This is a genomic window from Mycoplasmopsis agassizii, from assembly GCF_002272945.1.
Classification (GTDB): Bacteria; Bacillota_I; Bacilli_A; order Mycoplasmatales; family Metamycoplasmataceae; genus Mycoplasmopsis_B; species Mycoplasmopsis_B agassizii.
In genome coordinates this window covers 512,033-532,318 of the sequence record NZ_NQMN01000002.1, presented here as the reverse complement: position 1 = coordinate 532,318, position 20,286 = coordinate 512,033, and the positions used below count along the sequence as shown (strand labels likewise).

General features: G+C 29.2%; 17 protein-coding genes and 1 tRNA gene. 14 read left to right on the top strand and 4 right to left on the bottom strand.

The window, feature by feature from the left end; all coding sequences use genetic code 4:
- Positions 1–12 precede the first annotated feature (12 nt).
- From CJF60_RS04770 to CJF60_RS04735, 8 genes are all read left to right on the top strand, one after another.
- Positions 13–1,023 (top strand): SPFH domain-containing protein, encoded by a 1,011-nt coding sequence (locus tag CJF60_RS04770; RefSeq protein ID WP_084232257.1) that lies wholly within the window; start codon positions 13–15, stop codon positions 1,021–1,023.
- Between the two features lie 596 nt (positions 1,024–1,619).
- Positions 1,620–2,546: a TMEM164 family acyltransferase gene (locus CJF60_RS04765; protein WP_143823581.1), complete on the top strand. Its 927-nt coding sequence runs from the start codon at positions 1,620–1,622 to the stop codon at positions 2,544–2,546.
- 104 nt (positions 2,547–2,650) lie between these two features.
- A complete protein-coding gene (dnaX, locus tag CJF60_RS04760; protein ID WP_084232259.1) occupies positions 2,651–5,011 on the top strand; it encodes a DNA polymerase III subunit gamma/tau in 2,361 nt (786 codons plus the stop codon).
- 3 nt (positions 5,012–5,014) lie between these two features.
- Positions 5,015–5,302, top strand: coding sequence for a YbaB/EbfC family nucleoid-associated protein (locus CJF60_RS04755; protein WP_084232260.1), 288 nt, complete (start codon positions 5,015–5,017; stop codon positions 5,300–5,302).
- 2 nt (positions 5,303–5,304) lie between these two features.
- Positions 5,305–5,892: a toprim domain-containing protein gene (locus tag CJF60_RS04750; protein ID WP_084232261.1), complete on the top strand. Its 588-nt coding sequence runs from the start codon at positions 5,305–5,307 to the stop codon at positions 5,890–5,892.
- Positions 5,893–5,894: 2 nt separating this feature from the next.
- A complete protein-coding gene (tmk, locus tag CJF60_RS04745) occupies positions 5,895–6,530 on the top strand; it encodes a dTMP kinase (RefSeq protein ID WP_084232262.1) in 636 nt (211 codons plus the stop codon).
- A gap of 2 nt (positions 6,531–6,532) precedes the next feature.
- Complete coding sequence (locus tag CJF60_RS04740; RefSeq protein WP_084232263.1) at positions 6,533–7,441, top strand: hypothetical protein; 909 nt, start codon at positions 6,533–6,535, stop codon at positions 7,439–7,441.
- A gap of 166 nt (positions 7,442–7,607) precedes the next feature.
- Positions 7,608–7,683, top strand: a tRNA-His gene (locus CJF60_RS04735).
- A gap of 8 nt (positions 7,684–7,691) precedes the next feature.
- On the opposite strand, the gene CJF60_RS04730 is transcribed toward CJF60_RS04735, so the two are convergent.
- Positions 7,692–8,267: a thymidine kinase gene (locus CJF60_RS04730; RefSeq protein ID WP_084232264.1), complete on the bottom strand. Its 576-nt coding sequence runs from the start codon at positions 8,265–8,267 to the stop codon at positions 7,692–7,694.
- Positions 8,268–8,358: 91 nt separating this feature from the next.
- On the opposite strand from CJF60_RS04730, the gene CJF60_RS04725 reads away from it, so the two are divergent.
- The 5 genes from CJF60_RS04725 to CJF60_RS04705 all read left to right on the top strand — a co-directional run bounded on the left by CJF60_RS04725 (position 8,359) and on the right by CJF60_RS04705 (position 15,303).
- Entirely contained in the window at positions 8,359–8,586 is a 228-nt protein-coding gene (locus CJF60_RS04725; protein WP_084232265.1) for a YneF family protein, read from the top strand.
- Positions 8,587–8,756: 170 nt separating this feature from the next.
- Positions 8,757–11,501 (top strand): DNA gyrase subunit A, encoded by a 2,745-nt coding sequence (gyrA, locus tag CJF60_RS04720; RefSeq protein ID WP_084232266.1) that lies wholly within the window; start codon positions 8,757–8,759, stop codon positions 11,499–11,501.
- A gap of 126 nt (positions 11,502–11,627) precedes the next feature.
- Positions 11,628–13,466, top strand: a complete 1,839-nt coding sequence (locus tag CJF60_RS04715; protein WP_084232267.1) for an MIP family Ig-specific serine endopeptidase — start codon at positions 11,628–11,630, stop codon at positions 13,464–13,466.
- A 30-nt stretch (positions 13,467–13,496) separates the two neighbouring features.
- Positions 13,497–15,035, top strand: a complete 1,539-nt coding sequence (locus CJF60_RS04710) for an MAG5620 family putative phospho-sugar mutase (RefSeq protein WP_084232268.1) — start codon at positions 13,497–13,499, stop codon at positions 15,033–15,035.
- Between the two features lie 76 nt (positions 15,036–15,111).
- Positions 15,112–15,303: a hypothetical protein gene (locus tag CJF60_RS04705; RefSeq protein ID WP_084232269.1), complete on the top strand. Its 192-nt coding sequence runs from the start codon at positions 15,112–15,114 to the stop codon at positions 15,301–15,303.
- A gap of 581 nt (positions 15,304–15,884) precedes the next feature.
- Here CJF60_RS04705 and CJF60_RS04700 read toward each other — a convergent pair.
- Positions 15,885–16,451 carry a single stranded DNA-binding domain-containing protein gene (locus CJF60_RS04700; protein WP_084232270.1) on the bottom strand — a complete coding sequence of 189 codons (567 nt, stop codon included), beginning with the start codon at positions 16,449–16,451 and terminating at the stop codon, positions 15,885–15,887.
- Between the two features lie 299 nt (positions 16,452–16,750).
- On the opposite strand from CJF60_RS04700, the gene CJF60_RS04695 reads away from it, so the two are divergent.
- On the top strand, positions 16,751–17,245 hold the full coding sequence (locus tag CJF60_RS04695; RefSeq protein ID WP_084232271.1) for a peroxiredoxin: 495 nt from the start codon (positions 16,751–16,753) through the stop codon (positions 17,243–17,245).
- 67 nt (positions 17,246–17,312) lie between these two features.
- On the opposite strand, the gene CJF60_RS04690 is transcribed toward CJF60_RS04695, so the two are convergent.
- Both CJF60_RS04690 and CJF60_RS04685 read right to left on the bottom strand, forming a co-directional pair.
- Positions 17,313–18,659, bottom strand: coding sequence for an ABC transporter permease subunit (locus CJF60_RS04690; RefSeq protein WP_084232272.1), 1,347 nt, complete (start codon positions 18,657–18,659; stop codon positions 17,313–17,315).
- Positions 18,643–20,250 (bottom strand): sugar ABC transporter ATP-binding protein, encoded by a 1,608-nt coding sequence (locus CJF60_RS04685; protein WP_084232273.1) that lies wholly within the window; start codon positions 20,248–20,250, stop codon positions 18,643–18,645. Before CJF60_RS04685 ends, CJF60_RS04690 begins: the two co-directional genes overlap by 17 nt.
- Positions 20,251–20,286 lie beyond the last annotated feature (36 nt).

Here is a 20,286-nt window from a genome sequence, read left to right as displayed (position 1 = left end):
AAGAGGTGTCAGATGTTAGATGGCGGACAAATAGCTGGAATCATCATTGCAGTATTAATTATAGGATCTATAATTTTATTTTTAGCACTGTCAATTAAGATTGTTCCACAAGCAAGTTTTTTTATGGTAGAAAGACTTGGTAAATTTAAGAAGAGTTGACAGGCAGGAATTCACTTTATGATTCCTGTAATTGACAGAATAGTTTTAAAAGAAACTATTCGTGAGAAGGTAATTGATTTCCCTGCGCAAAACGTTATTACTAAGGATAACGTTACCATGAGAGTTGATACAGTTACTTATTTACAAATCATGGATCCACAAAAATATTTTTATGGAGTTGAAAATGCTGTGTTAGCGATTGAAAACTTAGTAGCAACAACCTTGCGTAACTTTTTAGGAAATATTACAGTTGATGAAACATTAACTTCTAGAAATAGAATTAATGGTGAATTAACTCAAATCCTTGATGTTGCTAGTGATGCATGGGGTGTAAAAGTTAACCGTGTCGAATTAAAAGAAATTGCTCCACCTGCTTCAATTTTACAAGCAATGGAAAAATTATTGCAAGCTGAAAGAGATAAGTCAGCAATCATAACTGAAGCAGAAGGATATAAAACTTCGAAAATCGAAAGGGCACTTGGAGATAGTGAAGCTATTAAATATTTAGCTGAAGCTAATAAGCAAAAAACTATTTTAGAAGCTGAAGCTAACCAAGAAAAAATTCGCCTTGAAGCAGAAGCTAATAAAGAAAAAATAATTTTAGAAGGAGAAGGAAGAAGACGCTATGTTGAACTTTTAAAAGCAGCAGGCGTTGATCAAAAAATCCTTCAATGAATCGCTTTGGATAAAATTGATACATTAGCAAATGGTAATGCAACTAAAATTATTATTCCACCTGATTTAGCTTCAACTGCAAGAAGCATGTCAACTTTTGCAACCTTATTTGATTCAAAAGATGATGCTAAAAATCATTCAAATAATCACCATATTAATTTAAATGAATTAATTGATGAAACTAAATAATTTAATAAATTAAGAGTCATATTTATGGCTCTTTTTTATTGCCTTGTTTTATAAATTTTAATTAAATTAATTAAGTTGTTTATTGTTCAAATTTTGATGCTTATTTTTTGAAAAGATGATTGCATAATTTTTAAAAATAAGTCTAATATTTAGTGATTAAATTTTAAAAATTTTTCTACTAAAAATTAAATTATGATTTCTTATTTAGGAAAAAAGAAAATTAAAATTTAAAATATATAGTTATTAAATTCAACTATAAATTACATTCTTAAAATATTATTAATAAGCAAAATATGTATTAATAGTTTTTATTTTTCATAGAAATTTTAATGACTAATGAAACGTATAAATTTTTTTGTAAAGCAAAAAATTTAAAAATATTAATTTTAAAAATATTTTCAGATATCTAAAAATTAATTTTTTTAGTCTGAAACTGGGTACATATACACTTTTTTTAAAAAATGGCTCATTATTAATATTTTTTAAATATTCTCAAAATAATTTGAAAATTTAATAAACTTTAATACATGAATATTTACAACTTTTTTAGCTGAGCAGGAAACAATACAATTTTTGCAGGTGGACAAAAAATATTAATGATCGTACTTATAGTTGTTGCACTTTTAGCAATGGTTGTAGTTTCATTTTTTACACCTTACATAAAAAGAAAATATGACAGCTATATTTATTTACAACAACAAAATGCAAAATCAAAATCAATGTTTTATTTTAAAACAAATTGATGATGAATTATCATTGCATCTTTTTTAGTTTTTATTTTCTTTTTTAGGATACTAATTTTTACAAATTCAATTGTAAATACTGGGCTTCCAGTTTATCCAAGAATTTGAGAATTAGTGCCACTTCATTGAACACGTATTTCGATGGTTTTATTAATTGTAGTTTTATTTTCAGTTGGAAAAGTTAAATCAAGTTCTTACACATACTTTTTATTTTTACCTTCGATAGCAACTGGATTTCTTGCATTAACAAATCCTGATTTAGGACCTAGACCTGAAGCATATGCAGGAATAGAAGTTCATTGAGGAGCAGACAGTTATGTTTTTTGAGACTATTACTTTGTTCATATTTTTAACGTAATTGTTCCATGAATGTTATTAATTTTATATAGACCAAAATTAACTTTCAAAACTTTAATTTATTCATTCGTAGTTATTTGAATTTATTTAATTTCAGTTTTCATAATTAATATCTCATTAGCAAGTTCAAGTGCAACTGTAGATCAAATTTGAATTTCAAATTATGCCTACTTAGCACCTGATAGATACAACCCAACTTTATCAGGATTTGCAAAACCACTAACTTTATGACCTTACAATTTAATTACCTATCTAATTCTATTTACATTTACAAATTGATTGATTTCAATTATTTATTACTACATAGATAAGCTATTTAAAAAATATTATCCATACCATCAACTAAACCCTGAATGAAACTTTATAAGCAATGTAAAAAAACAATTTATAAAGTGTAAAACATGGTTAACCAAAACTAGATAAATCAACAGAATTTAATTCTGTTTTTTTATTAAATTTAATATTTATATTAACTAAAAAAAGACTACATCATAATATAATTAAATAAATTAATAGAAGGAAGTGTTATGTCATATCAAGCGTTATATCGTGTCTATCGCCCAACAACTTTTGATGAAGTAAAAGGTCAAGATGCAGTTGTTACAACTTTAAAAAATATTCTCGAAAACGATAAATTGGTGCATGCTTATTTATTCAGTGGACCACATGGAACTGGTAAAACATCGATCGCTAAGATTTTTGCAAATGCAATTAATTGTATTCATAAAATTGATAGCCAAAATCCATGTCAAATTTGTGTTGATAAACTTGCCTCAAATCTTGATATTACCGAATTAGATGCAGCATCAAATAATGGTGCTGATGATATTCGCCGCATTAATGATGATGCCATTTCAATGCCTTTAAATGGCAAATATAAGATTTTTATTATAGATGAAGTTCACATGCTTTCTAAGGCGGCTTTTAATGCTTTTTTAAAGACATTAGAAGAAGCACCAAAACATAGTGTTTTCATTTTAGCGACAACTGAAGCTAATAAAATTCCAGCAACTATTTTAAGTAGAGTGCAACGGCTAAATTTTAGAAGAATTAGTAACACAATTTTAAAAATGCATCTTCAAGATATTTTGATAAAAGAACATATTGAATTTGATGAACAATCACTAAATTACATTGTTAAGTTAGCAAATGGATCACTGCGTGATGCTTTATCAATTGCTGATCAAGCATCAGTTTATGGAAACAAAAATATCACTATTCAGTCATTAATTTCAGCTTTTGGAATTACTTCATATGAAACAGTTATTGACTTATTAAACTTTGCATCTAATGATTTAGCAAAAGCAATGAAAATGCTTCATGATTTAAATAATTCAGGTGCAAATGCAGAATATTTATTAAATAATATTATCGCAATTATTAAAGATTTTATTTTGATGAGCAAAACCAATACTGATGAATTTAATAGTGTTTTAACTTTTGATCAAAAGAAACAGTTTTACTTCACAACTAAAACTGCTTATGATTTATTAGACTTTGCAATTCAAACTTTTGAAAGACTTTATACTTCAAATACACCTTTTGATTTACTGGAAATTTTAGTAATTCGTATCCATAATCATCTAGGTGATTTGAACTTAAAAACACAAGTTTTTTCAACAACCGAAATGGAAAAACGTTTGAAAGAAATCAAAGCTGAAGATAATCAAAATCGTTTTAAAGTAATTCAAAATGTCAAAGTTGATGATGAAATCAGCAACGCTCCAAAAACTTCTTCACTAGATGTTTTTGGTAGTTTTGTAAAAAGTGTTTCAAATAGTAAAGCAGGCGATTTAGCAGATGTTGATATTGTCAGCACAAAATCAATTCAAATTGATACTGATGATTTACGTGGCATTCAAACTCCACCTGAAGAAGATTCAATTTTTGATATCGTGGGCGTGCAAGATCATGAAGTTACTAAACCAGTTGAATTTCAAGAAACTCAAAGAATTAAAGTCAAAGAACAACCAAAAGCAGCACCAAATATCGCACCTAAATCAAGTAATTTTGAAGCAACAAGCACCGACTTATTAAAACAAACTAATGATTTTATTTCATCAATTAATGAGTCAAATGATTACATGGATACTCAGGAAAATTTCATTTCCACAAATGAAATTTTAATTGATACCGACCTAGTTAATAACAATGAATTGATTTCATCAAATTTTAGTGAAAACGTTAATCCATTTAACACACTTAAAGAAGAAAAAGTTTCTGATAGTGCTGAATTAGTTGATACAGTTATTTTAAATGACCCTGTTTTAAAAATAGATGAAACACAAATGGCAACAACTTCAATCAAGCCACAATTCAAAAGCGATACGTTAGATAACACTCTAGATTTTTCTAACACAGAAACAAATAGTTTTAACAAAACTGAAACTAAAATTGACTTAAATAATTTAGCAATTAATTTAGTTACTAAAGACATCTATTCAAAATCTGATTTAATTAATTTATTTAAATTAAGACATTCCAAAGATGCTGGAGAATACGAAAAAGAAAACTATCGAAATCGCCGTTCACATTTTGAAAATATCAGATTTAAAGATTATGAGTATCTTTTTGGAAAATTAAAATTTGTCACATCAGGAGAAAATTTTGTTATCCTAACTAGTGATGATGATAATGTCGTTTTTTCAACATTAGAAAAAATCGAAGACCCTAAATTCTACGATTTAATTTACAGTATCTTTAAAGAAAATAAACACGTTTTCGTTGCAACAATTAATTTAGTTACTGAAGCAAAAAACGATTGAAAAATTAATCGTGATAAATATATGAGTGAACCTAAACCTCAACCTTTAAAAGAAAATAAGAAAAAAATCGATCCTGAAGAGACCTTGATTAATATCTTCGGAGATGATTTAAACAAGGAGTAAATTATGAATAATAATGAAATGATGAAGCTTGCAAAAAAAATGCAAGCTGAAATGAAAAAAAGAGAAAAGAAAGTTCAACAGGAAAATTTCACTGTTGAAAAACAAGGTATTAAAGTTACCTTTAATGGTATGAGACAGTTGAAAGAAATTAAAATTGATGATGCCTTAATTGATCCAGAAGATCCTGAAACATTAGAAACAATGATCCAAATCGCCGTTAATGAAGTGCTTGAAAAAATTGATGCTGCTTACGATGCAATCGAAGCAGAAGCTAAGAATTTTCCTTTTTAATAATGGCTTCGAAAACGTTTGAAAATTTAGTTGAAAGTTTAACTAAATTAGATTCAGTTAGCAAAAGATCAGCAGTCAAATTAGCTAATGATTTTTTAAAATTAAGCGAAAAAGATATTGAACAATTTAGCATCATTTTAAATGAAGCAAGAAATAAAAATCAATATTGCAAATCATGTAATTTATTTCAAGAAATGCCTATCTGTACTTACTGCTTAAATACTAATTTAGATAAGAGTGTTTTGATTTCTGAATCATCACAAAATATTTTTAAATTTGCAAGTATTGAAAATTATCATGGCTATTTTTTTGTAAGTAACCCCTTATTAAAAATCAGAAATCAGATCGCATCAATTGCTTGAAAAGATCAATTAATTAATTTCGTAGAAAAATATAAAATTGAAGAAATTATTTTAGCAATTTCACCAACATTAAATGGTGAAATTACGATCACATATATTAAAAATTTATTTGCTGATCATGATATTAAAATTACTAGATTAGCACTAGGAATTCCAGTTAATAGTGATATCGATTATATCGATAATATTACTTTAAAAAGCGCAGTTACAAATCGGGTGAAAGGTTAAAGATGTTAATAACTTTAGAAGGTTTAGATGGTTCAGGAAAAACTACAATCGCTAATTCAATTTTTAATGAATTAGTTGGTTTAGGTTTAGAAAAAAATTTCATCTTTACAAGAGAACCTGGTGGAGCAGGAATTATTGAAGCAGAAAAAATTAGAGAAGTTATTTTAGATAGTCATAGCCGTTTAAGTAATATTTCTGAAGCGCTTTTATATTCAGCTTCAAGAAGAATTCATATCGATAGAGTTATTGAACCTAACTATGAAAATAAAATAATTATTTGTGATCGTTACATTGATTCATTTTATGCATATCAAGGTTATGGTCGTGAATTGGGAATTAAGTGAACAAAAGATTTAACTGAATTAGTAATTGGAAAATATAAACCTGACTTAACAATCTTTATTGATATCACTTATGAAGAAACACGCAACAGGCGTGAAAAGCGTGAAACGACCGACCGTTTAGAAACTCAGAGCCAAGATTTTTATAAGCGAACTTATGAAGGTTATTGAAAATTAATTAATGAAGATCGTGATCGCTTTTTAGTAATTGATGGCAAATTAAGTGTTGAAGAAATTGTCAAAATAATTATGGACAAAATTAAGACACTTGATAAATTTAAAAAAATGGGTAAATAAAGATGAATCAAAATATTGACTATTTAAGAAATATCGTAAATAATAAAATGGTTTCACACGCCATTATTTTTAAGGCGAGTCCAAATACAAATGTGGATGAGCCTTTATTATTTTTAGTCAATAGTTTAAATAATTCTAATTATGAAAAATTAGATAAGAGTCTTATTTCAAATAATATTTTATTATTAGATGATGTAAAAGAAGACTTAGTAAAAAATAATTTAGTTGAAGTTTTAGAGAAATTATTTAAGACAACTTTAGTTGCAAATAAGCCAAATATTTTGATCATAAAGGAAATTGAAAATGCTTCAAATGCTTTTAATAATTCATTATTAAAAAGTATTGAAGAAGCACCTGAAAATAGTTATATATTTATCGTTACATATAACTATCATAAAATTCTTTCAACAATAAAATCAAGGTGCCAAAGCATCACAATTTTACCTTTATCTTTTAAAGAAAAAATGCACTATCTAGAGAGCCTTAATTTTAAATCTCACTACCCAGAAATATATGCAGAATTGTTCGATAATTACGCACAATTAAAACAAAATTTTAATGATAAAACTGAAGAAATAATTAATAGAACTTTAGTTGCATTTTTAAATAGTAATGAAAATTTTTATAAGTTAGTTCATTTTTTGCACCTTGAAATTTCCAAAACAAAATATGAATTAACTTTAAATATTTTGAAGATTTTTTATAAAGTTTTAACTCAAAGTTTTGATCTAAAAATGGGCAAAAAAAATAGCGATATTTTTCAAAAGATGAGAGAGAAAAATATTCCTTATATTAAGGTTAATTTAGCAATAGATGATTTCCTTTTTAAGATTAAAAAATACAGAAATTTTTTTATTACAAAAGAAATTTTAATTTCTCAAATAGTTAATATTTATAAAGAAAAAAAATAATTTCAAATTAAAAAAGATGAAAACAAAAATCCAGTTTCAAATTCAAAAACTGGATTTTTTTAATTCTTCTTTAACTAAGATTTTTGCCTTTAAAATTAGCTCAGATATAGGCTTTATTTTTTTATGCCATTGTAAAAAAATTAATATATAATTTTAAACGCATGTGGTGAATATGGCGAAGTGGTCAACGCAGCGGGTTGTGGTCCCGTCACGCGCGGGTTCGAATCCCGTTATTCACCCCATTTTTTTATTACCTTTTTTGGCTTTTTTGTTTAGTACCTAGAATGTGGCATGAGCGACATCTTGCTTCATAAATGTCATCATCACCTAATAAGTTTTCTTGATCATCTTGAATAGTTCTAAAAGTTGTAGTTGCTGCTTGCTGGCAATTTGAACAAACTGCTTTTAATTTTGTAATGTGTTCAGCAACTGCAAGTAATTTGGCAATTACTTTAAAAGGTTCTTTTTTAAAGTTTGTATCAAGTCCTGATACAACAACATATTTACCTTGATTAGCAAGTTCTTCAACAACTTTAACTAAATCTAAATCAAAAAAGTGTGCTTCATCTATAATGACTGCATCATAATCTTTTGCTAGATCTAAAATTTTTGCAGAATGATTAACAGGTGTTGCACTAACTTCAATTCCTGCTCTCGATCTGATTTTGTCAATTCCAAAGCGTATGTCAAAACTTGGTTTGACCACTAAAACCTTGCGCCGTGCATGGTTTAAAATTCTTAACTTTTTAAGAATTTCCTCGCTTTTGCCTGAAAACATTGGACCAGTGATAACTTCAATAGCTCCTGGCGTATATTGTGGATACATATTACCTCTTTCATATATCTATATAATTTAATATTACATTGTTATTTTATGTATAATAAGAACTAATAAAATTTTTTTACTAGGAGCATAAATGGAATTAGGTTTAGCAATTGGTCTGATCGTTGGACTATCAATCTTATTTCTTTTAGTTGGAGGTATCACAGCCTTTTTTGTAACTAAAAAAATCTTTGAAAAACAACTACGAGAAAACCCTCCTATTAATGAAAGCATGATTCGTGTCATGTTTAATCAAATGGGTGTAAAAGCTAGCGAAGCACGCATTAAACAAGTAATGCGTTCAATGCAAAACGCAAAATAGAAAATCCGTTTTTAGACGGATTTTTTTGATTTTTAAGGCTAAAAATCAACTGCAAATAATTATGAAAAAATTCACAAGAAAGCGAAAAATTTTCATGTTTAAAAGTTGTCTTAGTTTATAATTTAAATAATGCAAATTAATTTTGTTAAATATTATTTTTAAGGTGTTATATGAGTTTAGATAATAACCATGACGGTCAAGACGAAGACCGCAAAAAAACAGGAACTTTTGAAATTCCTGAAGATGATTTAAAAGTTGTTTTCGAAGAAAATAAAAAGGCTCCAAAAAAATCTAAAGAAGTAGAAGAAGCTGAAGAAGAAAATCCTGCTGCTAAAGAAGAGTATCAAGTTCAATCACAAATTATTGATGAGACAGTCAATGGGATTTCACCACGCTTTGTTTCTAATGAAATGCAAATTTCTTTCTTAGAATATGCAATGAGCGTGATCGTTTCTCGTGCTTTACCTGATGCACGTGACGGGTTAAAACCCGTGCATCGCCGTATTTTATTCGGGATGCATGAAATCGGTGTTTTACATACATCAGCCCATAAAAAGTCAGCCAGAATTGTCGGGGATGTACTTGGTAAGTACCACCCCCATGGTGATAGTTCAGTTTATGAAGCAATGGTAAGGATGGCTCAAGATTTTTCAATGCGCTATCCTTTAGTTGATGGACATGGTAACTTTGGATCAATCGATGGTGATGCTGCTGCTGCGATGCGTTATACAGAAGCTAGGCTTTCAAAAATTGCTTTCCATATGTTAGATGGGATCAAAAAAAATGCTGTTGATTTTGTCGATAACTATGACGGAAGTGAAAAAGAACCTGCAGTTTTACCAGCACGTTTTCCTAACTTATTAGTTTCAGGAGGGCAAGGAATTGCTGTCGGAATGGCAACCACAATTGCCCCCCATAACTTAGGTGAAACAATTGATGCAGCAATTGCTTATGCACGCAATAATGAAATCACAACTGCTGAATTAATGCAATATATCAAAGGACCTGATTTTCCTACGGGGGGAATTATTTTAGGTACTAGAGGTATTTATGATGCTTTTGAAACAGGTAAAGGATCAATTCCTTTACGTTCAAAAGCAGCGATTACGCACTTTGATAGTGGTAAAAGCCGTATCGTTATTAGTCAGATTCCTTACGGAGTGCAAAAAACTTCAATTATTGAAAAAATTGCTTATTTAGTAAAAGAAAAAATTGTTGAAGGTATTAGCGACCTACGTGATGAAACTAACAACAAAGGGATTCGTGTTGTTCTAGAAATTAAACGTGGTTTTGTACCTGAAGTGGTTTTAAATAAATTATTTAAAAACACTAACTTACAAATTAATTTCAATGTCAACATGGTTGCTCTAGTAGGTGGCGTACCCCAAACTTTAACTTTAAGAAAAACTTTAGAAGTTTATCTTGAACATCAAAAAGATACAACTAGAAGAGAATTAACTTTCGATCTAGAAAAAGCAGAAGCAAGATTACATATCTTACATGGACTAAGAATTGCTACTCAAAATATTGATAAAGTTATTGCAATTATTCGCTCATCAAGAGCTGATGAAGATGCTCGTGCAAAACTAGCAACTGAATTTAACTTAAGTGAAATTCAGACTAAAGCAATTGTTGATATGCGCCTTGGTCGTTTAACTGGTTTATCAATTGAAAAAACAGATGCAGAAATTGCTGAAACAGAAGCATTTGTTAATAATTTAAAAGATATTCTAGGCGATGAATCTAAGTTATTAGAACTGATTATTAAAAACTTAGAAGAAATTAAGGCTAAATATAACGATGCACGTCGCACTGAAATCGATGGACAAGCCTTTGGATCAATTAGTGATGAAGACTTAATTCCTGTTAAAGACATCGTGCTTACTCGTTCAGTTAAAGGTTATGTAAAACGCATTGCCTTAGAAGAATATAAAGTGCAAAACCGTGGTGGAGTTGGTGTCAGAACTGCTAAAACATACGATGATGATGATATCAGCGATATCTTACCAACTACTACTCATACTGACTTATTAATCTTTACAAGTTTTGGTAAGGTCTTTAGAATAAGAGCCCACATGGTGCCTGAAGTTTCAAAACAAGCTAAAGGAACACCTTTTGTTAATCTAGTGCAAATTGACCCTAAAGAAAAAATTGTTTCATGATTAACAACTGATGCTTATAATGAAGATCAATTCTTATTAACTGTAACTAAAAACGGAATTGTTAAACGTTCAAATTTAAGTTTATTTGAACGTATTAATGCAAATGGAAAAATTGCTGTTAACTTAAAAGATGGTGATGAATTAATTAGAGCCATGGTTGTAAGCGATAGCGAAGAATTAATTTTAGGTTCTTCAGATGGAAAAATTTGTCGCTTCGATGTAACCGAAGTAAGATCAATGGGAAGAACTGCAGCAGGAGTTAAAGGTATTACTTTATCAGAAAAAGCAGAAGTTGTTGCTGTTTCATCTTCAAGCGAAGGTAACTTAATTTTTGCTCTAGGTGCTGATGGTTTTGGTAAAAAAACATCAGCTGATGAATACCGTAAAACACGCCGTGGTGCAAAAGGTGTTCAGACCTTAAAAGTGCAAAAAGCAGGTGACTTAGTTTACGCTGGTTTTGTTAATGGAAATGAAGATGTTTTAGTTATTAATTCAAGTGGGATCACCATTAGAACTTCACTAGAACAAGTTAGCGAAACAGTTAATCGTGCTACCAAAGGTGTACGTGTTATCCGCTTAAAAGATAATGAAAAAATTAAATCTGTTGGTATCTTAAATATTCAAAAAATTGAAGAAGAAATTATCAGAAGAACAACTGAATTATCTTTAAATGATCTAAATAATCCACCTGTAAGTGTGATTGCTGAAGCACCTTCAAGTGATGATAATTTAGAAGATCAAGATGAAATTTAATTAAATCGATATGTTGCCAAAAGCAACATATTTTTTTATCTATCAAAAAAATCTGATAAATGCTTTAAATAATTTAAAGTTACTCTATTTGGCTTATTTTGACAAATATCATTGATAATTAAGGATATGAAAAAATTCAAATTACTTTTAACTTCATCTTTAGTTTCTGCTGTTGCACTTAGTGCAACATTAATTGCTTGTACCCAAATTGAAAACCCTGGAACTCTGCCTCCTAGAAAAATTGTTGAACCAGCACCTACACCACCTAAAACTGATAAACCTCCAGTTGATGCAAAATCGCCTGCAAACGGCAATCCACCAAGTACCGAGAAACCACCTAAAAATGGTGGTCCTGAACAATCAAAACCACCTAAAAATGGAGAACCAGGAGCAGGTCAAAAATCTGAAAATCCCCCAAATAACGGGGTTTCAGAACCAATATCAAAAAATAACATTGATAAACATTTAAATTTACAAACTACTTTAAGAGAAGTAAATAACAAGGAAATTGAAACTAAAATAGATCCGAAAATTTCAGCAAATGAAATTTATAAAAATATTTATGACAGAACATTTTCAATACGTTTTAGCATTCAACAAGAAGATGCAATAGTTGCTTCACGTAGTTACTGAGGAACATCTTGATTACTAGATTATCATAAGGATGAAGTTGATGAAAATCAAATCACCTTATATCTAGCAACAAATGTTCACGTAGTTTCTGAAATAGGAAATTCTAGTCCACTTAAAGATGCAGGTTGAGATTATTCATCTAATAAAGCAGGTGAGGTTAAATATGTTTCACTAGGAAAATTAACTGAAGCACCGATTTTTAACCCCTTAAATCAGGAAGAAAATAACATCAAATTTGCAAACAACCAAAGACAAACTTCCTTAGCACATTTTTATACTAATAGCAATAAAGGTAACCAAATTGGAACCCAAATCAGTGCAATAACTGCTCCACCAAGATTAATTTTTGCAGCTGTAGATTTTATGGATAAATCAGTTAGTGATCAACTTTCAGATATGCACGAAAAGTGAAATTCAAGCACAAGATATCAAGCGGATTCTGATAGAAAAAGTGTTGATCAATTGGGCTTTTTTAAAGATTTTGCAGTCGTTGCAGTTGATGTAGATCTAAGTAAAAAAGAAGTCTTAAATAAAGGTGCAAGTGCTCCTGATACTAATGAAAAAATCAACGCAGAATTTGAATCATGAATCAAAAATGCAATGAAAGCAGTTGATGAAACTATTAACTTAGTTAAGACTAAAAAACTACCAAATAATGATGGTGTTAGACCTTATGTAACTTATGATATTCCTTCGACACTTCATGATAATGAAGAGAATGCAAAAGAAGCTGAAAAGTACAATGCAAAAACTGAATATGATAATGTTTATATTTTAGGTTATCCTGTTTCAGATGGTTTTGCCAAAATTAAATGAAACAATAATGAAGCCAGATATAGCGAAGCAAATAAAAATTTAAAAGCAATTGCTAGGTTAGATGAAACCTATAATATTATTACCGATTATAAAAATGTAAGACAAGAGGAGGCAATTAAAAAATGAGAGCCAGATGCTCTTAGTTTAGATACTTTCTTCAAAAAATGATACATCGATTACTATGGTTATCAAATGCGCTCTAAATTCTCAGAAATGGGTTTTGGCGCATCTGGCTCACTAGTTATGACAGATTATGGATTACCTTTAGGAATTCATTATAGTTCATCAGATTCAGATGATTCTGCATCTAGCGTATATGAATTATTTGTGCAGGCTCGTGATGAAAAAGTTAAAATTGTAAGTACTAATAAAGACATGATTTTATACAAATACAACTTATTTGATAAAACAGGAAATGAAAAACAAATCACTTCGTATCGCAGTAATTTAAAAGCAATTATTGATAGTGAAAATAAAGGAGTTTATAAAACTGCACTATTTCCTGAAGGTGTTTAAAAACTTTCTTAATGATGTAAAATAAAAAGTATGAATAATACTTTTGCACACTGAATAAATTTTTATGCTAATGACAAAAAAACTTTAGCACATCTTAAAAACATTGAAAAAAATTTGGATAAGCATCCAGATTTTTTTGCTAAACCTTATTTCAATGAAAGAGGTTTTAGTTTTGAAAAAGGACTAGGTTATAACCGTTTTAATACGCTAACTATGTCTTTAATTTTTCAATCTTTTTTAAATTTAATTCCCGAAAATATCAACCTAAATATTTTAGTTGCATATAACAATGATAGTGATTTAGCTTACTATGCAGAAATTGCACAACAGATCTTTTCAAAAAGAAATTTTAAAGTATTTCTTTTTGAAAGAGTTGAAGTTGTTAATAGCATTATCAATGAAACTTACAAAAATATTAATCTAGATGCAGCTATTTATTTAAACTATATTAAGGAGCAACGCAAATATAAAGTTACCTTTTTAGATGGACAAGCAAACTCAATTGCTTTAGAAGTTTATGAAAAAATAACTGAAAATATTTTTAACTTAGATCCTAGTCAGGATATTCATAAAATGATGAAGGCACCCTTATATTTAAAAGAAAGTGCTATTTTTGATGAATATCGCAAAAAAGTTTTAACCCTTTCAAAAAGAGCAACTGATGTTAAAAACCTAGTTATTGCTCTTAGTCATAACTCACAAGCATTTGCTCAATTAAGTAGCAAAATTTTAGGTTCCTTAAATTTTGAATATCGTTATGTTTCATCAAATAAAATGCTCTCACCTTTAATTGATAATACTTTGCAACTATCACGTTCCGCTATTAAAGCAGATGCTGATTTATTATATTCAAGTGATAGTGGTGCTACTTTTTTAAATATAGGAATTAACGTTGGAAGCAAAATGCAATTCTTAGAAAAGTTTGAATTTCTAACCTTATTTTTAGATCTTTATCTACTAGATAAAAAAGTTAGCAAAATAGATCTGAGAAATAAAGTGATTGTTTTACCCCAATATTTAGGAATTTTGCTTGACCCAATTTTTAAAAAATATGAAGTTAATTGATTGGCGATTGAACAAAATTATAAAAATGAAGTTGCTCAGCAAGACATCCTATTTTTAATCAATAAAGATAATCAATTTAACTTTAATACTAATTTAATTGACTACTTTGATCATTTACAAATTTTGGTCGTTTTTTCAGAATTATTAAATTACTACAAAACTCAAAAAGGAAGTATTGCTAATGTTTTTAGACAATCGATACAACTTTATAAGCCTATTTTTGTAGTTAAAAATATTTTTCATAGCGAACTACATCAAGTTGAAAAATTACTTTCATACTTTGATGAAAATAAATTTCCTGGAGAATTTAAAAGTTGAACTATGACAGTTAATCCTGCATATTTCATTATTCAAGACTATGAAAAAAATATCTTGATTAAAATTGAATATGAATTTTTTAAGAAAATTCTTTTCGTTGAAGTTTATGAAAGAAACTTCAAAAACGCTAAAAGAGCAAAAGCAATTTTTCATCATATTCATAAAATAGTTAATGCAAAAGAGTAAAAATTTTGCTTTATTAGAGTTTGAGACTTAAACATTAATATATAATTTTAATAACTAAATAAACTAAGGAGAATTTATGAATGCTAGAGATAAAGCTAAAAAATTAATTTCTAAAACTGGTATTAAAGATGTTGATGAAGTTTTAAGAACAATCGATGAAATAGTGCCACCTGATGCTAAGGTAGAAATGGATTGTAAAGAAGGAGAGAACAAGTCAATAATTTGTAATTTTAGTTTTACATTTCCAAATGATAAGCTAAAAAAGTAATTTAAAATTTTTAAATTGCTTTAAAAATTTACAAAAATTTTGTTTTTTTGTATAATTATTTAGTACGCATTTGCGTATAAATTAATAAGCCGCATTAGTGTTAAAGCTATCACATAGTACGCCCCATTGCCGTGATAGAAGTTGCTAAAGGCATGAGATATGAGAAAGAGTTAAATTTTTATTTAGCTGTCTAACTAGCGTGTCCTCAAGTGTCGGATTGGGCTGTCATACAAGCGGCAGAAAAAAAGAGCCTTTTTTGGGCTCTTTTTTATTGACTTAAATTTTTAAATTGCTCTAAAGATTTACAAGAAATTAATTTTTCTGTATAATTATTTAGTACGTATTTTGCGTATCAATAATCCCCCACATTAGTGTTAAAGCTATCACTTAGTACGCCCCATTGCGGTGATAGAAGTTGCTAAAGGCATAAGATATGAGAAAGAGTTTTATAAGACTGGCTAACTAGTATGTCCTCAAGTGATTGGATTGGGCTGTCAACAAGCGGCAGAAAAAAAGAGCCTTTTTTGGGCTCTTTTTTATTTACTAAAATACATTAACAGACTGTTAACTAGATAAATATTTTATTTATCTTTCTTTTTAAGCAATTCTAAAATTGCTTCAAGTTTATCATTTGTATCTTTATTTTGTTTTTCAGCTTTTTCAAAACCTTCTTTCATTTCTGAACGAATCTCATTTGCTACTTTTTCTAATTTAGCGTCAAACTTTTGTTCTATTCTTTTTTCCATTTGCATTAATTTAGCGTCAAACTTTTTTTCTTGTCTCTTTTCCATTTGCATTAATTTAGCGTCAAACTTTTTTTCTATTCTTTTTTCCATTTGCTTCATTTCATGTCGTAAAATGGCAACAGTTGTTGCTGCTGATTCTTTGATCTTCTCTAAAGTTCACTTTTGTCATCATTGCAAATTCTCACCATTTCCATTCCCTCTACCAGGTTGTCCTGGTGGGTCGATAGGTGGTTCAAACTGTTTAGGAGTACCCATTGCACTATATTCATAAAGAATATTACCTGTTCGATCATCTGCAGTTAGATGATTTTTAACCTCTTCAAGATCGTATGCTTTATCTAGTTCTTTAACTGCTTTATCGCAATTACCTTTTTTAAATTTTGCTGGTTTTTCATTACTCATATTACTTAATTATAACCAAAGAAAATTGCTATTAATTTTTTTTCAGTTTTTTTCATATTAGTATGACAAATTGGTTATTTTAATGAACCAATAAAAGTGTTTTACAAAATAAAACTGCTTTGAATGTCTTTAATTAATTCATCCTGATCAACACTAAAATTGCTTGTCAAAATTGATAGATACTAACGCAATTAAATAAAAAATTTTTTATTTAATTGCTTTACTTTTTTTAAAAGTTGTATAATGATTATATATATTCAGAAAGGATTCATTAATATTGAAATATTAATGATTTATAAATGCAAACAGAATTTAAAAAAGTTAAATACAATACTGTTAAAGAACTAATTAAAGTGGGAGAAAAACTATCTTTTAAAGCAGTTAATCGTGATTTAGAAGAAGTTGATTTTAAAGCAAAAAAAGTGACTGTTGTTTCACCTTTTCCTGCTATTAGTACAAAAATTTGTGATGAGCAAACTCGTGGTCTAAGTATCATTGCTGAAAAGTATGCTGATAAAGTTGATGTTGTTTCAATTTCACTAGACTTACCTTTTACACTAGCAGATTGATGTGGAGCACACGGCGTTGAAAACGTTGACACTCTAAGTGATTGAAGATACCTAGATTTTGGTAAAAAAACTGGTTTTCTAGTTGATAAACTACACTTATTAAACCGTGGTGTAATTATTGTTGATGAAAATTCAGTTGTAAAATTTGTCACAGCAAATACTAATATTCATGATCAAATTAACTTCGAAGAAGTTAATAGTGAACTAGATAAACTGATTAAGTAAAACTTAAAAAGTCAAAAAATAAAAGCGAGCTAGAACTCGCTTTTTTATATGTTTTAAAGTTAATAAACTATGAAACTTTTCTTCTAGTTAAAGTGTCATATGCCACGACTGAAACTAGAATTGCTGCTTGAATAATGTTAATGAAAGCAGCTTGTTGTTCAAGAATGTTCATACCCAATTGGATAAAGTTAATAATGAATGAACCAATAATAGTTCCTACAACTGTACCAATTCCACCCGAAACTGAAGCACCCCCGACAAACACTGATGAGATAACAGTTAATTCTTGAGAAGCACCAGCACCTGCAACAATAGCTTGCTGAATTGAAGCAAATACTAAACCAGTGAATCCACTTACTACACCAATTACAACAAAGATCATCATAGTTGTAAGTTGCACATTTACCCCTGATAAAGCAGCTGCTTTTTTATTTCCACCGATTGCATAGATCGCTCTACCAAAACGAGTATTTTTAGAAATAAACATGAAGATTGCAATAATTATGACAGCGTAAAGAATGTATAACTGCAACCCAAAATTAGACGTTGCTAATAACAGTGCAATTGCTAAGAAAAATCCGATTACAAACACTTGTTTAACAATTAAAAATGCTATGTGACCTGGGTTAAGACCAAATTTTTTCTTTTGAATAAATCCAAAAACATTCGCTACAACAACTAATACACCAATTATCATAAATAATAAGAAAGCAATGATATAAAATTTAGATTCTTCACTACCTAAATTAAAATCGATAGTTAGAAGTGTAAAATCTTTAAATGACTGCCCGTCTATTCCTTGTGCTGCTGAAGAAGATAAAATTGTTTTACCTTCTGATAAATATAATAGTAATCCCTGAAATAATAGCATTCCACCTAAAGTAACAATGAATGCTGGAATTTTTAAGTACCCTACTAAAAATCCTGTAGTTACACCAATTGCTAGTCCAACTGCTATGGCAGTAAAGAAGGCAGCAGCTAGCGAACCATTAGTTTCGATATATGTTCTAACTGCAATGTAACCAACTAAACCAAAGAGCCTTCCAACTGATAAGTCAATGTTACCACTAATAATAACTCAAAGCATTGGTAAGCTGATTAAAACAATCTGAATATTACCTCTTAACATTGTTGAGAATTGATCTGGTGCTAAAAGGTGAGAAGTAGAACTTATGCTAGTTCAAATTGAGAATAAGACAACTACAAACAGCAAAATGTAGTACATCGAATTACGATTCAAATGCTTTTTGATAAACCTTGTATAAGGGCTGGTTTTTTTATAATAAGTAGTTGCTCGATACTTTGCTTTTTGTTCTTTAATTTTATCGCTAACAGTATCTAGAACTTTATTAATGCTTGATTTTGTTTGAGCAAAAAAGTCACCAACTGGACTAATATTATTCTTTTTCGACATTTTGATTTACCTTTCTAACAGAGATTTCAAAAATCTTTTCTTGTGTTGCTTCGCTAGTTTTAATTTCGCCTTTGACATAGCCACCATCCATGACAAAAATGCGATCTGTTAAACCAATTAATTCTTCTAATTCTGAACTAATGACAATCACGCTTTTGCCTGCTGCTGCTAAATCAAAAATAATTTTATAAATTTCGTATTTTGAACCAACGTCAATTCCTTTAGTTGGTTCATCAATAATTAATGTTTGAAATTTAGTTGTTAAGGCTTTGGCAATAACGACTTTTTGTTGGTTACCACCTGAAAGAGTTTCAACATTATATTGAATATCTGGAACTTTAATTTTTAGTTTCTCTTTTAGATCCATCGAGTTTTTTACAAGCTTGTTATGTTGTAAAATCGAAGCTTTTGTGTAAAGATGCAGTGATGCTGAACCAATATTATTATCGATTGTAAACATCTGAATTAGACCTGTTAATTTACGGTCCTCGGAAGCATACATCAGTCCCATTTTAATGGCTTCAAGAGGTCTTTTAATATTAACTTTTTTCTTGTTAACATAAATTTCGCCCTTTTCAATCGTTCCAAATTGTTTTCCAAAAACTGATAAAGCAAGTTCAGATCGACCCGATCCTACTAGCCCTGATAAGCCGACTATTTCTCCCGCTTTAACATTGAAATAACCATTTTTTACGACATAAACATCGCTAAATTTAGGGTGCTGAACTTTAAAATTTTCAACTCTTAAGGTCTCTTCACCAATCTTACGATTTTCTGGCTTAGGTGGAAATTTAGCTTCTAACGAACGACCGACAATGTCTTTAATAAGTTGTTGCTCAGTAATTTTTGTTTCTTCATTATTGTATGAAGATATAAATTTTCCATCACGAATAACAACAATATCATCAGCAACATATTCAACTTCATTTAATTTATGGGATACGAAAATAGAAGTAATGTTTTGCTCGTCACGTAATTTCTTCATTAAATCCAGCAACTTATAACTGTCTTTATCATTTAATGATGATGTTGGTTCATCTAAAATCAATAATTTCGAATCTTGGCTAAGCGCTTTAGCAATTTCAACTAACTGTTGCTGCGCAACTGATAAATTTCCTGCTATGTCTTCAACATTAACATTAGTTAAACCTACTAGATCAAGCCATTTTTTTGATTCTCTAATCATTTCGCTTCATTTAAGAACACCATATTTTTTACGGTAGTGACCCATGAAAACATTTTCATAAACAGGTAGAAATGGTGATATTGAAAGTTCCTGGTGAATAATTGCAATTCCTTTACTCTCTGAATCACCGATTGATTGGAACCTTGATCTTTCGCCATCAAAATAAACTGTACCTTCATGTGCTGTTGAAGGAATAACCCCAGAAATAACTTTTAGTAAAGTACTTTTTCCAGCACCATTTTCTCCAATTAGCGAAAGAATTTTACCTCTTCTTACTTGAAAAGAAACATCACTTAAGGCAGTTACACCAGGATATGTTTTAGTTATCTTATCTAGTTTCAAAATAATGTCGTTATTATTAACTGATTTAGATTTTGAAGTATTTTGAACAATGTTTGTTTGCATATTTTTCCTTACTTTATAAAAAGATTTAACTCAAAA